The organism is Corynebacterium sp., assembly GCF_030532965.1.
In the GTDB taxonomy this organism is placed as follows: domain Bacteria; phylum Actinomycetota; class Actinomycetes; order Mycobacteriales; family Mycobacteriaceae; genus Corynebacterium.
On the sequence record NZ_JAUNKC010000004.1, the window covers coordinates 112,045 to 127,394 of the forward strand.

Sequence of the window (15,350 nt, forward strand, 5' to 3'; positions counted from 1 at the left end):
CATGGAAGAATATATAACTATGACATTCCGACCTGATGTTACTAGACGTAGCGATCGCGTGCAGCGCAGTGGCAGCGCTCGCGGCATGGCCGTTGGTGGCGGCGGCATAGGTATTTTGCTGCTCGCTGGGATCATGTATTTCATGGGCGCCGACCCTAGCCAGATTGCAGATGTTTTGGGCGGCAATCAACAAAACAATGTAGCTGAAGATCAAGCAGCGCGATTTAATCGCGATTGTAAGACAGGTGCTGATGCCAATGAACAAGCCGATTGCCGTGTAGCTTTTACGGTCGAATCTCTCGATCCCATTTGGGCAAAAATTCTGCCAGAACAAGCTGGAATCGCGTACGTTCCACCCGGAGTCCGTATTTTCGATAACTCCATCCAGTCTGGCTGCGGAATGGCAACTGCTGCCACTGGCCCGTTTTATTGCCCTGGCGACCAAACGACATATTTCGAAGTTTCCTTCTTCGAGAAGCTTCCGCAGTTTGGTGCTAAAAACACCCCGTTTGCGCAGGAATATATCGTGGCGCACGAATTTGGCCACCATATCCAGAAACTGCAGGGAACGCTCCATTTGTCCAATTACAATGAGCCGGGTGCCGATTCCAATGCGGTGAAGATTGAATTGCAAGCAGACTGCTACGCCGGTATTTGGGCGCATTATGCGGATAAGGGTGAAAATGCTTTCCTCCAACCCATTACCCAGGAAGAACTAGCAGGTGCTATCAACGCCGCCCGGGCAGTGGGTGACGATAATATCCAGAAGCGGTCCGGCGGCACTGTTCGCCCAGACCTATTTACTCATGGCACCTCAGAGCAACGCCAGCAGGCATTCCTCAATGGATATCAAACTGGTCAGCTGTCTAGCTGCCCACTATAAAGTTTGCTGTAAGTCTTTTTAGTGGTCGTAGGCACTGTCGTAGCCCAGGGGTACCATCGTTTGATGTCAGATGCACAACGTCCGGTCCAACGTTTTATAACGTGGGCCGGACGTTTATCTGATTTCGGCTTTCAATTTTACTGCGGTTTCCGCTTGTCGACGTCCCTGGGTCGCAACCCAATCACTGGATTGGTTGGTTACTGTCGTTTGTGGAATCTGGTTCTTGCGCGGGTATTGTTGCTGTTGCTGATTCGGATGTTTCGGATTCCGTTGCATCTTCCGCATTGTTAGTTTCTGTGTCGTCGGTGATTCCCAGGCGTTTGCGTTCGGCTGCGATGATGTCTGCGGCAAGCTGTGCTTCAGAAACATCGACGGCGTCGTGGACGTCGGCGGCTTCGGATTCGCGCGCGTATTGATCAAATAATTGCCGTTTTTCTTTGGTTATTTCCAGTAACCGTTCGTCGACCGTGTCGTCGCCGATGATTCGATGAACGTGCACGATTTCGGTTTGTCCCATACGGTGCGCCCGGGCGATTGCTTGATCTTCCAGGCTGGGCTTGACTTGTACCTCAGCCAAAACAACAATCTGGGCCTTTTGAATATTCAGTCCCACACCACCGGCACCGATTTGCGCCAACAGTACGCTACCGCCGACGCCGAGATCGTCGACAAGCAACTGGCGCTGGGCTGGTGGAACGTCACCGTTAATAACACCGACCGATTTAGTGGCGAATTCTTCTTGCAAGCGCTCCAAAACATCGCGGAAGTAACTAAAAATCAAGACATTCTTATTTTCAGTTTCCGCGTCGGCGACGATTTCCCGGATGCGTTCGACCTTGGCACACATCGGCGACTGGGCTTGAAATGCCGCCCGGCGAGCCCGCATCCAGTTGGAGTCGGTGATAGCGGCCGCGTAGTTCTTTTCGTCAGCGGAGCTAAGCGTCACCCAATCAAGGTTCTCAACCTTTTCTGGGAGTTCATCGAGCACGTCTTGCTGGTTGCGTCGCAAGTATGCGGGTGCCACCCGTACCCGAAATTGTGCGGGACGTTCGGCAGAATCCTCGGGGCTATCTGACAGCAATTCGGGCTGAACGTAACGGACTAGTTGTCGGAATTCCTTCAACCGGTTTTCCATCGGTGTACCGGTCATGAGCAGCGCATAGTCGGCTTCTTCGATGAGTTTTGCGACCGCTTTGGATCGAAGCGCTCCCGGATTTTTCACGAAGTGCGCCTCGTCAACTATCACCATCTCTGGCGCGGCGATATCCATACTGCGGGCACCATCGTAGGTGACTATGAGGAATCCCCCGGTTTCCGCCCAGCTAGAAACAGCCACTTCTTTCGCTTCACCGTGCCCAATGTGGACGGGAATATTGGTGAATTTCGTTATTTCGCGACTCCAGTTCACGATCAATGACGCAGGAACAACCACCGCAATTCGCGCGGCAGGCTGTGCTGCGGAAAGATGGGCTGCCGCAGCCAAAGCTTGCACGGTTTTTCCAAGCCCCATCTCGTCGCCCAGAATCGTTTTCTTGCGCACCAAAGCGAATTTGGCACCGAAGCTCTGATAGCCACGCAGGTACAGATCGTGGAGCAATTCGTCGTTGAGTTGTAAAGCGCGGATCGCTTCGATCGTGGATTCGTCCAGACCCGCCAGATTCGTCGCAGCAGCACTATTTTCTAGCAGCGCGTCGAGCAACGACTGATAATGCGCCGGTCGGGATAGATAATCCACCCACGCATCCTCGCTGAGCTGCCGTGCCGTCGCCAGGGTGTCTGCTCCGACCGGTATCGAGGTGGCCTGAGTCATCAATGACTCTGGTGCCGCGACTGCCCACGCAATGTCATCCAAAAACTGTCCGTAGCAATTCTCCCCTGCTTTCACTACAACCAAGGCAGTTCCAGCCGGGTTCATGTTCTCCGGAAACTCGGCGAAGTACCGAATCAGGCGTTCCCGCCGGTTTTTCTGATCGATCGTCAACGTATCGGTCAGTTCAAATACTTTCAACACACCGACCAGGTTTTTCGCTGCCGGTGACGCTTCGGTACCTATCGTGGCGGTATCAGCTGCCTGTGCTTCCGAAAGCAACGTTTGGGCGGCCGCCTTGAGCCGATTGGCGGTCTGGAGTCCAATGCCTGACACTTGGGTCAACGTCGTTATCGGTGTATGCAAAACATCGTGCACAGTCGAAATCCCGATTTCCGCTAATCCGGTAGTTCGGAGCCGGTCGTTCGTGACCGTTTTTAAATGATCAACGGGCAATTCCCGCATCAGTAGTTCGGCTCGTTCGCTCTGAAGCTGGTGCAATTGCCGCCTGGCTTCTTCGGTTAACTGCGGCTGGGCAAGCGGATCGTGGATTATACGTTGCACCAGCATGAATGTCGGATAGACGTAGTTCCGATCGAGCGTATCAAACCCAATTCCTACGGCATTTTCCAACCCCAGCTCCGCAATCAATGCGTTGCGGGCGGCAGAAATATACGAATCGGGCAGCCCATGGACGCCTGGGCTAAGGTGCACACCGCGAAGCTGAAGGTTATTGGCAAGCTGCGCCCGGTGCAAGACATCTTTAGCCACGGTTTCTAATTCGGAAATTGCGGGATCCGTCAGCCGAAGCTCCAGTTCCTCAGCCGCGGCCTGAGCCGCAGCGTTATTTGCGGCCGAAGAAAACAGCGAACCAAACAGACTTCCTGCTTTCTCACTCGCCCGATAAAGCTGGCCAAGCGGCGCGATCAGGTTCAGGAACTTTTGTAGGGATTCGAGGGCATCGGCGCATTCAACCCGAACGAACAGGCCAGGCGGCCACGTTATCATGGCGGGATCTATCACGTGGACCGATTCCGCACCGTCGATTAAGCCGATTTGCGTGGAAACACGGGCTGGAAGTGGTTCTGCCGTTAGGGTGGCAATTAACGCTTCGACGGTTGGAATGTAGTCGATTAACGCGGCGGCACGGTTGCGTAATGCATTGACTCGGGAACGATCCATGCCCTCATTCTAAACAGATACTTCAGGCCGGAAGTCTTTCATCTTCCAACGGCGATCCCGCCGGGCGGACAAACCAGAGGCGGTCAAGAATAACGCCATAACGACCACAAGGAAGAGCGCCGCTTCTATGGCCCGGTCGTCATAGGCAGCATCAATTCCAAAAATCATTTCTCGCGTTAGGTTCACTGAATAGGTCATGGGGTCAATGGTATGGAACCACCGAAGCGGAGCAGGCTGGGTTTCCGGTGGATAAAGCCCGCCGGAGGACACTATCTGCAGCGTCATTAATCCCAAACACAGAACACGGCCAACCGTTGCCCCAAAAATATTGTTCAAACCTTGAGTTATGGCGATGAACGCGACGGAGATCAGGCACATGCTCGCCCACAGTCCGAATTCGTGGACTGCATGTAGCCCCAGTGCGAATCGCTGGACGCAAAACATAATTGTGGCTTGGGCTATGCCCACCACGATCGCGGGCAAATACGATGCCATGACGCCGCGGATGGGAACCGCACCGGAGTCGATGGCGCGGCGCTGTGATGGGCGCAGCAGCATGAATATTACGGTGGCGCCCATAAACAGGCCGATGGAGATGAACATTGGGGCGAGTCCCACACCAAATAGCGAAAGTTCGTCTTTGGTTTGTTGTTCTTTAACCGGAGTGGCGAACGAGGCGGACGCTCCGTCCGCGAAACCAGGAACTTGTTCCGCACCTTGGTTTAATTTCAGCGCGAGTTCGCCACTGCCTTCGTCTAAGCGAACCATGCCGCTGGCTAGTTGGTTCGCGCCGACGGTTAATTGCTGTGCTCCTTGCGACAACTTAGAGGTACCGTCTGCCAGCTTTCGGCTGCCAACGACCAGCCGCTCGGACCCGTCGGAAAGCTTGTGCACGCCTTCAGATAGCTGACGAGCGCCGTCTGTTGCTCTGTTTAGTCCTGCCCGGTATTCGGCTGTCGGATCTGTTAGCTGCCGGTGTAATTCTTGCGCGCCAGCAGATAATTGGTTGAGTTTGCTGATGGCGTCATCACCGTTACCCAATCCTTGGTTGCGGATATTCCAAACGATGGCATCTGCTTGCTGTGCAAGGTCTGTTGCCTGCGGAATATTCAACGATCGCAGTTGCGCTGCGAGATTGATCAACGGGGTCAGTGCTTCTTCTTGTGCACCGGCCACCGTTGCTGCCGGACCAGTGAGCTTGGTTACCCCTTCACTGATTTGCCCAGCACCGGCACCTAATCGATCAGTAGCAGCGTTTAATTGGCTCATGCCGTCGGCTAGCGATTGCGAGGCCCCAGCTGCAGTATTCAGATTTGTGCTCAGTGTTTCAGACCCGTCAGCGAGTTGCTGGGCTGCGTCGTCTGCGGTGATCAGGCCGTCAGCTAGCGTGCCTGCTCCACCATCGAGTTTTTGGGCACCATCGGTTGCGGTGTGCGCTCCATCAGCGAGTTGCTGCGCGCCGTCTCCTGCTTTGCCAAGATTGTCCTTGATAGTGCTGAAGCCGACAAGCAATTGGTCGACAAGTTTCTCGCCTAGATTTTCATTGACAATCATCAACACTTGATTGACAACTTGATTGCCCAAAGCGGTACCAAGTAATCCATTGGTGTTGTTAAACACCGCATTCATCGTGGCGTGATGTGGATTATCGGTATTGACGCTAGAAACTGCTTGGGAAAAGTCTTCCGGAAATTCGATGGCAAAATAGTATGTTCCGTTCGCCACACCTTCTTGGGCTTCCTCGACCGTGGTTTCGTGAAAGTCGACAGCACCGGAGGCGAGTAGCTTTTCGACGATCAAATCGCCAGCGTTCAATTCTTCGCCATTAACTTCTGCCCCATCATCGGAATTGATCACCGCGACAGGCAAGTTATTCAGTCGCCCGATCGGGTCCCAGTAGCTCCAAACGAAGAGTCCGCCAAACAACAATGGAAGAAGCATGATAACTGCCAAAGCCAAGGGCGGCAGTTTGCCGCGAGAAAATCGCCGCAGCTCCGAGCCGATATGAAACGTGCTCATTTATTCCACCTCCCCGTTTCCTCGATGGTTATGCACCGCGACTACATGATGGCAAATGGCATCAGTATCCGGGTTAACGCTCATTGCGACAACCGGCATGGTGGCGCTGAGCGAACGTAAGTTACGCAGTAGGTTATTGCGCAATTCAAGGCTACGCAGTTGATCGATGTCATCGACCAATAGCAATGCTGCATCCGGCCGCGACATTATCGCCAACACGATTCGCAATACGAACCGGCGGTACGGGTCTAATTGTCCTACGAGGGTGCGCTTGGCGGCTTCATTATCCATATCAAACCCAAGCAGATCGGCTGCCTTGCGGTATGAGGCAATGGTATCGATGTTTCGCGGGGTTGGTTTCCACCATTTTTCATGCCACGCAGCTTGTTCTCTAATGACGGTCCGTACCGGCACCAGACGTTCGAGGGAGTCTATTTCTGGTACTCCGGCTATAGCTGTGTGCAGAAAACGTTGTTTTGGAGAGTGAAATTCCTTGCCATCTGCACCACATACAATCACCGAACCTGAGGCTTCTTTCATTCTTCCGCACAGTGTCATGCTGAGAGTAGTTGCTGCTTGTTCCCGATCGGTGTGGATAAGCGTCAAACCAACGGTCGGAACTTCGATATCGGGAAACTGCACACCGGAGATGACCTCAAGCCCGGTTGCCTTGATGCACATCGAAACTTCAGTTGGGGTTTCTACAGTATCCATATTCTTTCTTTGCTTTTTCGCGTTTCGTATTAAGGTTCATCAATTGTGATGAGGGGTGAATAAGCGGGAAAACGTTAATTGCCCCGCGAACAAAACGGACATTATTGCCCCATTCTTCGCCATTCATCCACGTTTGTCACGTTTTGCAATGTGTGCCAACATCGTGAAACTTCTATTTATAATTTCAGCATTAGCTAATTAGCTTTTTAAGTTTTTGCACATTTGAGTCCCCCTTTTTGGTAAAAATAACACCCCCTTGCCCCTACTTTTATCAGCGGAAATAAAGTTGAAGGCCAATTTCTGTTTGTTTTTAAAGATTTTAAGTTATCGTGTGAAGTGTTATGGCTACATTAACTATTATTTCGGCTGGGCTTGCATCGCCTTCTTCTTCCGTGGAACTGGGGCAATTAATCGCTGCCCCTATCCTTTCCGCGCGTGATGACATGGAACTAAAAGTTATTGAGATCAAGGATTTAGGCCACGATCTTATAGATTTCATGACGACGGGCGGAATTTGTACCCCGCAGCTTGAACAAACCATCGACACGGTCACCGAGTCCGATGCATTAATCGTGGTCACTCCCGTTTTTCAGGCTTCCTACTCCGGGATATTTAAGCTGTTTTTCGACGCAATCCCCATGGAATCACTCAAGAACACGCCAGTTATCCTTGCTGCTAACGCGGGTTCGCAACGGCACGCACTCGTCATTGAATACGCGATCCGGCCGTTGTTCTCTTTCTTCAAAGCCCGCATAGTCCCAACTGGCATCTTGGTTACTCCTGCCGATCGAACCCCTGAGGCCTGGCCGCTTCTACTAGAGCGCATTGATCGCGCCGCCAACGAAATGTGTTCGCTGATTAAGTAACGCAAATCGGTGATTGTCACATCACTCGCTGCTGTCATGAGCCAGATCGGCTCACTACTATTGGCGGTATGGACGTCGATCTTAACCATCACCGCGCGTTCCCGTTCCTCGCAGCCTTTAACGACATCGAGCGGCATCTCCGGCATCGGCTCAGCGCCCGACACAGCGATAGCTTTAGCAGAATGGTTCGTGATGCCGAGCGCATTCGCATCCTTGGTTCGCAGGAAGCGGAAACGTTGCTGGAGTACGCTGAGCTGCGCAACGCCATTTCACATGGTGAATACGACGAAAATTTCCAGCCAATCGCCGAGCCGAATGTCGATACGCTTCGGCGCATTGAAAAGATCCGCGACCAGCTACTACATCCGGCAACGGCACTGCAGGTATTGGGCGGACAACGAGTGGCAACATACTCTCCTTCCACGACTTTTGGTGAACTTCTCCGCGCCCGCCACGGAAAGTACCCGGTGTATTCCGAAGGCTCATTTATCACGGTTGTGCAGGATCAAGACGTGGTGCGATGGATTGCAACTCGTCCCCGGACAGACTCCCTGATAACCATCGATACTAACGACACCATCGACGAGCTTCTGCGCTCTGAAGTCATGGCTATCAGCCGAAAATCATGCGTTTTCCTAGGCCGCAACGCCACCCCAACCGCAGTTATAACAGCCATGACCACACCGCTTGATGGGCACCTGCCAAGTGCCATAATCATTAACGAATCCGGTAAACCGCATCAGAAACCGCTGCGGATCGTGACTGGTTCCGACGTCGCGCTATTGGTGGAGAAGCTTTCCCGCGCCTAACGCAGCCGCTTGTCGACGCCCATCAAGCGCCCGGTCGAGCCCCGCGTCGACCGTACCAGCCCCACGGTTAGCCCCACGGTTATGGCGGCATTGATGGTGTTTCGGTGGTTTTAAACTTTCTATATTTTCTACAAAATTTACGTTTTCTATAATATCTATCGATTCTTCGGTCTGAGCCGGGTACGATGGCGGTGACAGTTAAGCCATCAACACACCACCGGCCAGGAAAAGCGACAATAACTATGAATGCAGCACGCAAGAATCCATCAACACGCCGCAATGCTGAGAAGCCCCAAGCGCGTAATCAATTCCGCCCCAGTTTCGGGATGTCGCCGCTGTACCTAGCAGGTCGCGATAACTGGATTCGCTCTTTTCAACTCAGCTTGTTTGAACCAGGCAACCCGATCCGTGTATCACTCGTATCCGGTCCGCGCGGTATCGGTAAAACTGTTTTGCTTAATGAATTTGAAGACATAGCAACGCAATACGGCTGGATCGTGTTACGGGCAGACCCTCGCCCCACCATGATTACCCACCTGATGGAGACCGTCATTCCCGCCGCCGTCACTGCACTTCAAGACCCCGGCGATGGAAAGACCAAACGAAGTGACGGCACAAAACGCACCATCAGTGGCATCTCCATAGCAGGTGTCGGCGGAATAGACTTCGATATTTCTGCCGCAGCGGCTCCGGTTCCCACGCTCAATACGATGTTGCGTGCACTATTGACTGCCGTCGAAGGAGTCTTTATCACCATTGACGAGGTGCAATCCGTACCGACCGAACAAATGCGAGAATTGGCTACTACCATTCAGGATTTACGACGCGACGATCTTAATATCGCATTCGCCGGGGCCGGGCTCGCCGCGGGAATCAATGATTTACTCACCCACGAAGGCATGACCTTTCTTCGGCGCGCCGAATACATCGAATTAGGAATGGTCGATGCCAAATCCGCAGCCGCAACGTTGGAAGAAACCATGGCGGAAGGACAAAAACAGTTCGATCCCGACGCGCTGTCACTGGCTACGGAGATCACCAAAGGATATCCCTACCTGATTCAAACTGTCGGTTCCCTATCGTGGGCACAAGCAGAAATTGACCACAAAGACACGGTCGATGTTGCCACCATCGAAACCATCACAGCGGACGTCATCTACCGGATGGAGCAACAAGTCCATCGCCCAGCGTTTCTTGGGCTAAGCGAACGCGAGCAGGAGTTCCTGCACCACATGGCTATGTTAGGTCCGGAACCTGCCAGCACCGCGGAGATAGCCAATCGGATGGGATTAAAGGCAAATGTTGCCTCGCAGGTGCGCGCCAAGCTGATCAGCCGCGAATTAATATACCCGCCGGTTCGCGGCAAAGTAGATTTCACGCTACCTTATGCGCGGGAGTTTGTGCTTTCACATGGCAGCTAGATCCAGCACCAAGCCGTTGAAAAAACCAAAAAGTGCGCCGCAAGCAAAACCCACTGCGACGCACTCTGTTAATCGGATTCGGTAACTAGGCCTCGTTGTCGATCAAGGCGGAAATGGTCTCCACCGCACTTTCAAGCGCAATGGTTTCTTGCTCGTGATCGCGCAAATTCTTCACCGCAACCGTCCCGGTTTCCAGTTCGCTTTCGCCAAGAACTAATGCGAACTTTGCACCCGCCCGGTCAGCGCCCTTCATCGCGCCTTTCAGTCCCCGATCGCCGTAACTCATATCGGTACGGATACCGGCGGCACGCAGCGCGTCAACAAGCGTGACCATGCGTTGCTTGGCGGCGCTGCCCAAGGCGACGCCAAATACGTCCACCCGGCTACCATCCGAAGCCGATTTTTGTTCCGCCTGCAACGCTAATAATGCGCGGTCAACGCCCAACCCGAAACCAATACCGGAAAGCTCCTGGCCGCCTAATTGAGCCATCAAACCGTCGTAACGACCGCCGCCGCCGATGCCGGATTGTGCGCCAAGACCGTCGTGTACGAATTCAAAACAGGTTTTAGTGTAATAGTCCAGGCCCCGGACCATGCGGGGATTGACCTCATAGGCGACCCCTAGATCATCCAATAAACCAGTAACGGTTTCGAAGTGAGCTCGGCATTCATCTGAGAGATAGTCCAGCATGAGCGGGGCATCCGCTGTCATTTCTTTCACCTCGGGGCGCTTATCGTCGAGCACCCGTAGCGGGTTTATCTCCGCGCGGCGTCGGGTTTCGTCGTCAAGCGGTAATTTGAACAAAAACTCTTGCAGTTTTTCCCGGTAGGTGGGCCGACAACTGCTATCGCCCAAAGATGTCAGCTCCAGTCGGTACCCCGAAAGCCCGATGCTTCTAAAGCACCGGTCAGCCAGGGCGATTACCTCAGCGTCGAGCGCGGGATCGTCGACACCTATAGCCTCAACGCCCACCTGTTGCAATTGCCGGTACCGACCAGCCTGCGGACGTTCATAGCGGAAAAACGGCCCGTAGTAGCACAACTTCACCGGCAACTGGCCCCGATCCAGGTTGTGTTCGATAACCGCACGCATTACGCCAGCTGTGCCTTCTGGGCGCAGCGTAACCATGCGATCACCACGATCGGCGAAGGAGTACATTTCCTTGGAAACAACGTCGGTGGATTCACCAACACCACGGGCAAACAGCGCAGTTTCTTCGAAGACAGGAAGCTCAATATGGTCGTATCCCGCCAACCGAGCCTGATGCGCAAATGTATCCCGAATGTTAATGAACTCGGCGGATACTGGCGGGATATAGTCCGGCACGCCCTTGGGTGCCGTTATTTTAGAAAGCTTCTTGTCAGTCACGCTCTAATACCTTAGTAGGCGGAGGCCTGGTAATACCAGTATCGGTTAGGCAAAGTCCGCCAAAAATGGGTTGCCGCGTTTCTCAGCCCGCACTGTCGTCATCGGACCGTGCCCCGGCAGCACCTGGAGATCATCGGATAAGCCCATGACCTGCTTCTGCAGCGACTTCATCATGTCAGAATGCGAGGAATGCGGGAGATCGGTCCGCCCAATTGAGCCTTGAAAAAGCACGTCTCCGCTGAATACGATTTCCTCTCCCGCAATCATCACGCACCCTGGGGAATGCCCTGGCGCATGCTTTACGACGAATTCTTCACCGCCGATCTCAATCCGATCTTCATCCGAAAAGAACCGAAGATCCTTGATCGGGGTCATGTTTTCCGCATCGAATAGGATCTGTGATTCGCGGGACACCCCTTCCCCGCATTCCAACATAAATGCATCTGCTTGATGGATATAAACTGGAACCCCATAACGCGCCGCAAGAGTGCCCGCATCACGCGTGTGGTCGATATGTCCGTGAGTAAGGACGATTTGTTCGAGCTCAATACCATTTTCTGTAAAGTACTCCACCAATTGCTTCGCGGCATGCATACCTGGGTCGATGACCGTTGCTTTTGAATCATGAACAGCGACAAAACAATTAGTTTGATAAGGCCCCGCGGGGAAACCGAAAATCTCCATGGGCTTTACCCTACCCCAGACAAAGAAAAACCCAGCCGACTGAGCAATCGGCTGGGCGCTCGTCTTTCAGGACTTAGCTCAGTGCTGCGATAGCAGCATCGTAATCTGGTTCGTGACCGATCTCATTGACCAGCTGGGAATGAATAACTGTGCCGTCTTCGTCCACAACGATGACCGCACGTGCCAGCAAACCGGCCAGTGGCGATTCCGTTAAAGTCACGCCGAAGTCGGAGCCAAAGCTGGAGCGGAACGACGAAGCCGCAGTAACGTTTTCGATTCCCTCCGCGCCGCAGAACCGGTCCAAGGCAAACGGCAAATCCGCGGAGACACACACCACATTGGCGTTCTCCAACCGAGAAACTTCTTCGTTGAAACGTCGAACCGACTGTGCGCAAACACCAGTGTCGATTGATGGGAAAATATTGAGGACAATGCGTTTGCCAGCAAATGATCCTTCGGTGATGTCTGCCAAATCCGTTCCTACGACGGTAAACGATGGGACCTTGCTACCTACGGTCGGCAATTCGCCAGCAGTGTCCACTGGGGTGCCTTTGAAATGAGTTTTAGCCATGCCCATACCTTAAGTACTTTTTCCGACGTCCGCCACACTTACATGCACAGCACGGCCACACAAGACACCGTTAATGACCGTGACCATGGCTTTTAGAACCCCCTTTTAACGAAACGACGTCCCAGAAAACCACAACTGCTAGTTGTGGATTCGCTTTTCGACGCTAAAAGTTGCTCCCATCCCCGACCAAACACAACCACTGGCGCGTCTTCATTCGCCCGTTCTTTCGGCGAGCTTTGTCTATTTGGTTTTTCTAAGGGTTAGAATGGTCGCTGGTTCTCGTTCCGCATATCGTTGGAGCGACGTTATCGTAGACGCACATTCAAAGTGAGGAAATTAGGTTGAGCGACAACAAGCAACGCCGTCAAGAGGCAATGAGAAGCCTGGAGAAGGAAATCAATAGCCGCGATCGTTCCGAAAAGATGAAGCCACTCGGCGTCATTGTGTCAGCAGCATTGGCAATCGTGGTGATCGTCGTCGGCATCGTTTTCGCAACCAAATACAACGGAAGCGAAGAATCAATCGAAGCCTCTGCTGAACCCACATCGACTGAAGCTTTGCCGGAACAGAACCTCACTCCGCTGAGCCTCAGCCGCAAAAATCCGCTGCCAGAGACAGTCACCTGTGCATACAACGAGGATGGGTCGGAAGCAGCTAAGAAGGTCTCGCTCCCTCCTACTGAGAATGTCTCTACTTCTGGCACCGCGAAAGTAACCTTGCAAACAAACAAGGGAGCCATCGAATTAGAGCTTGATCGCGCCGTATCACCTTGTACGGTCAACGCAATCACGCACCTTGCTTCCGAGGGTTACTACAACGACAGCGTGTGCCACCGCTTAACCACTTCCGGTATCAAGGTTCTCCAATGTGGCGATCCATCAGGTACAGGCGCAGGTGGTCCTGGTTTCCAGTTTGCTAACGAGTTCCCAACCGATGAAGCCTCCGACGCCGAAAAACTGGCTCCTGTGGTTTACCCACGAGGCACCATCGCTATGGCTAATGCAGGTGCCGATACCAACGGTTCACAGTTCTTCCTCAACTACGGTGATTCGCCTCTTGAGCCGAACTACACCTACTTCGGCAAGATTTCCGAATCTGGACTTAAGGTTCTGGACGAAATCGCAGCCGCTGGCACCAAGGAAGGCAATGAGGATGGCAGCCCGGCCGAAGAAATTAAGATTGAATCTGCTTCGGTTAGCTAAAATTCACACAACTTAAGAAAAATGCCACGCTCGCCCAATTCCGGCTTTCGTGGCATTTTTTCTTTTTACGACCTAGTTTTGCAATTTACATGACCCAGCCTTGCGCAATATTTCACATCTCCACCCCACCCAATAAGGGGTAAATGCTCACTTTTAACTCATTATTTCAAGCTTTTTCTTCGTTTATATTTATATTTCTGTTAACTCAATGTAACATTTAGCCCATCAACTCAGTTGATATTAAATGAAGCCCTCAAGCTTCTTGCCAGCAACGGCAATAAAGCCTATCTTGTTGGTAGCGATCCGAAGGCCTCAGCCTATTTGCCGACTGCGGTTTGGATCGACAAAACCCGGATTCCCTCAAGGGCTTCCGACGATCTACACCCACCGTTTCGAAAGAAGACAAGTATGAAGCGCATTCTCCGCAATTCTCTTGTGGCAACCGTTGCTGCGGTTACCATTGCTACCGCAACCCCAGCCATGGCCCAGGAAGAAACCACCGAGGGTGGCACCTCGTTTGGTGACGTTCTCATCGGCATGTCATCGCTTTCCACCGATGAAAACGGACTTTTAAGTGCCACCAAAACGAAGGAATGGATCAATCTAATTGATACCATCATCCGAACCATCACCAATGCTTTCTCCCTGGCAGGCAACACCTTCACCCAATTCAATAAATAAGAACATCGCTTACCCTTCTACTTTCATTGCGCCCTTGGTTCTTCAAATACTGAACACCTAAACGTGACTGGGCTACGGATTATGTCGAAATCTGTCTTTAGCCACGAGGTTCAATGAAAGAAAACGGAAGTGACAAAGACGACACACAGGAAAATCCCATTGTTTTCCTTGCAAATGTCCAGCTCTTTCGTTATAGTAGTCGCAGGCTTGTTCCTAAAGATTCAAACATAAGGAAAATTCATGAAGCTTTTCTCCCGCAAAGCAGTCCTCGCACTAACCACCGCAGCAGCAGTTTCCGTTTCTGCATTCAGCCCAGCGATTGCACAGGAAAATGACTCCCAGAGCGGTTCCGGCAGCTCCTCGAGCAGCTCTTCCGCATCCGAAAGTTGCGAAAAGAAGCACGAGGGAAACAAAGAGGAAATCCGCAAGTGCAATGAAAACCTTTCTTTCGGTGAGCAGCTGAAGCAAGGCTCTCGGGACAAGGACGGAAAGATTTCCGCCAAGGGCATCGGCGAATGGATCGCTATCATCGGCACCATCATCACTGTGATGACCTCCGTTCTGACCTTCGTTTCCAAGGTTCCTAACCTGTTCAACAAGTAATTCGTTACATGTGTTTTCTTCCAATCGCCTCCCCCGCGGGAGGCGTTTGTTGTAGGATCACGCATGTATTTACGTCATTCTTTCGAATAAGGACATCCCACCACATGAAGCTAAAGAAAAGCCTGATTGCGATGGCAACAGCAAGCGCTGTTGTATTCAGTGGCACTATCTCCCCGGTACACGCACAGGAAACCACCACCACTGAGGCTGTCACCGAGACCACAACCACCACCGATGAAGTAGTTTCCGTCGAAACCGACTCGGACAAGACGGCAGCGAACACCACCGCAACGGAAAAGCCTGGTGATTCCAAGAAGGAAAGCACTGGTTCTTCCACCTCAAACGTGCTCGATACCATTCGGGGGATCTTCGGTTACAAGAAGTCTGATGACAGCACTTCTGATTCTGACACATCCGGCGAGGACAAGCCAGAATCCAAGACGGATACCATCTTGTCATGGATCAAATTGGTATCAGTCGTAATCACGACCTTGACCGGCTTGGTCACCTTGATCTCAAAGGTTAATAGCCTGAATTAA

At 52.5% G+C, this 15,350-nt stretch carries 14 protein-coding genes; 8 read left to right on the forward strand and 6 right to left on the reverse strand.

Going from position 1 to position 15,350, the window contains the following annotated elements:
• Positions 1 to 19 precede the first annotated feature (19 nt).
• Positions 20 to 883: a neutral zinc metallopeptidase gene (locus tag Q4D85_RS03535; RefSeq protein ID WP_303198245.1), complete on the forward strand. Its 864-nt coding sequence runs from the start codon at positions 20 to 22 to the stop codon at positions 881 to 883.
• A gap of 181 nt (positions 884 to 1,064) precedes the next feature.
• Here the strand turns inward: Q4D85_RS03535 and Q4D85_RS03540 are convergent, their stop codons facing one another.
• The 3 genes from Q4D85_RS03540 to Q4D85_RS03550 are packed head-to-tail and all read right to left on the reverse strand — an operon-like array spanning position 1,065 to position 6,605.
• Positions 1,065 to 3,872 carry a DEAD/DEAH box helicase gene (locus tag Q4D85_RS03540; protein ID WP_303198246.1) on the reverse strand — a complete coding sequence of 936 codons (2,808 nt, stop codon included), beginning with the start codon at positions 3,870 to 3,872 and terminating at the stop codon, positions 1,065 to 1,067.
• Between the two features lie 9 nt (positions 3,873 to 3,881).
• Positions 3,882 to 5,891 carry a YhgE/Pip domain-containing protein gene (locus Q4D85_RS03545; protein ID WP_303198247.1) on the reverse strand — a complete coding sequence of 670 codons (2,010 nt, stop codon included), beginning with the start codon at positions 5,889 to 5,891 and terminating at the stop codon, positions 3,882 to 3,884.
• Positions 5,892 to 6,605, reverse strand: a complete 714-nt coding sequence (locus Q4D85_RS03550) for a hypothetical protein (protein WP_303198248.1) — start codon at positions 6,603 to 6,605, stop codon at positions 5,892 to 5,894.
• Positions 6,606 to 6,946: 341 nt separating this feature from the next.
• On the opposite strand from Q4D85_RS03550, the gene Q4D85_RS03555 reads away from it, so the two are divergent.
• From Q4D85_RS03555 to Q4D85_RS03565, 3 genes are all read left to right on the forward strand, one after another.
• Positions 6,947 to 7,471, forward strand: coding sequence for a CE1759 family FMN reductase (locus tag Q4D85_RS03555; RefSeq protein WP_047262162.1), 525 nt, complete (start codon positions 6,947 to 6,949; stop codon positions 7,469 to 7,471).
• A gap of 68 nt (positions 7,472 to 7,539) precedes the next feature.
• A complete protein-coding gene (locus Q4D85_RS03560) occupies positions 7,540 to 8,280 on the forward strand; it encodes a hypothetical protein (RefSeq protein WP_303198249.1) in 741 nt (246 codons plus the stop codon).
• A 242-nt stretch (positions 8,281 to 8,522) separates the two neighbouring features.
• Positions 8,523 to 9,701 carry an ATP-binding protein gene (locus Q4D85_RS03565; RefSeq protein ID WP_303198250.1) on the forward strand — a complete coding sequence of 393 codons (1,179 nt, stop codon included), beginning with the start codon at positions 8,523 to 8,525 and terminating at the stop codon, positions 9,699 to 9,701.
• 85 nt (positions 9,702 to 9,786) lie between these two features.
• On the opposite strand, the gene hisS is transcribed toward Q4D85_RS03565, so the two are convergent.
• From hisS to tpx, 3 genes are all read right to left on the reverse strand, one after another.
• Positions 9,787 to 11,070 (reverse strand): histidine--tRNA ligase, encoded by a 1,284-nt coding sequence (hisS, locus tag Q4D85_RS03570; protein WP_303198252.1) that lies wholly within the window; start codon positions 11,068 to 11,070, stop codon positions 9,787 to 9,789.
• A 45-nt stretch (positions 11,071 to 11,115) separates the two neighbouring features.
• Positions 11,116 to 11,754: an MBL fold metallo-hydrolase gene (locus Q4D85_RS03575; protein WP_303198253.1), complete on the reverse strand. Its 639-nt coding sequence runs from the start codon at positions 11,752 to 11,754 to the stop codon at positions 11,116 to 11,118.
• A gap of 73 nt (positions 11,755 to 11,827) precedes the next feature.
• The gene (tpx, locus tag Q4D85_RS03580) at positions 11,828 to 12,325 is read right to left on the reverse strand and encodes a thiol peroxidase (RefSeq protein ID WP_303198254.1); all 498 of its coding nucleotides are present in this window, start codon (positions 12,323 to 12,325) and stop codon (positions 11,828 to 11,830) included.
• Between the two features lie 341 nt (positions 12,326 to 12,666).
• On the opposite strand from tpx, the gene Q4D85_RS03585 reads away from it, so the two are divergent.
• The 4 genes from Q4D85_RS03585 to Q4D85_RS03600 all read left to right on the forward strand — a co-directional run bounded on the left by Q4D85_RS03585 (position 12,667) and on the right by Q4D85_RS03600 (position 15,350).
• On the forward strand, positions 12,667 to 13,527 hold the full coding sequence (locus Q4D85_RS03585; protein WP_303198255.1) for a peptidylprolyl isomerase: 861 nt from the start codon (positions 12,667 to 12,669) through the stop codon (positions 13,525 to 13,527).
• 408 nt (positions 13,528 to 13,935) lie between these two features.
• Positions 13,936 to 14,208, forward strand: a complete 273-nt coding sequence (locus tag Q4D85_RS03590) for a hypothetical protein (protein ID WP_303198256.1) — start codon at positions 13,936 to 13,938, stop codon at positions 14,206 to 14,208.
• Positions 14,209 to 14,448: 240 nt separating this feature from the next.
• A complete protein-coding gene (locus Q4D85_RS03595; protein WP_303198258.1) occupies positions 14,449 to 14,811 on the forward strand; it encodes a hypothetical protein in 363 nt (120 codons plus the stop codon).
• Between the two features lie 104 nt (positions 14,812 to 14,915).
• A complete protein-coding gene (locus tag Q4D85_RS03600; RefSeq protein WP_303198260.1) occupies positions 14,916 to 15,350 on the forward strand; it encodes a hypothetical protein in 435 nt (144 codons plus the stop codon).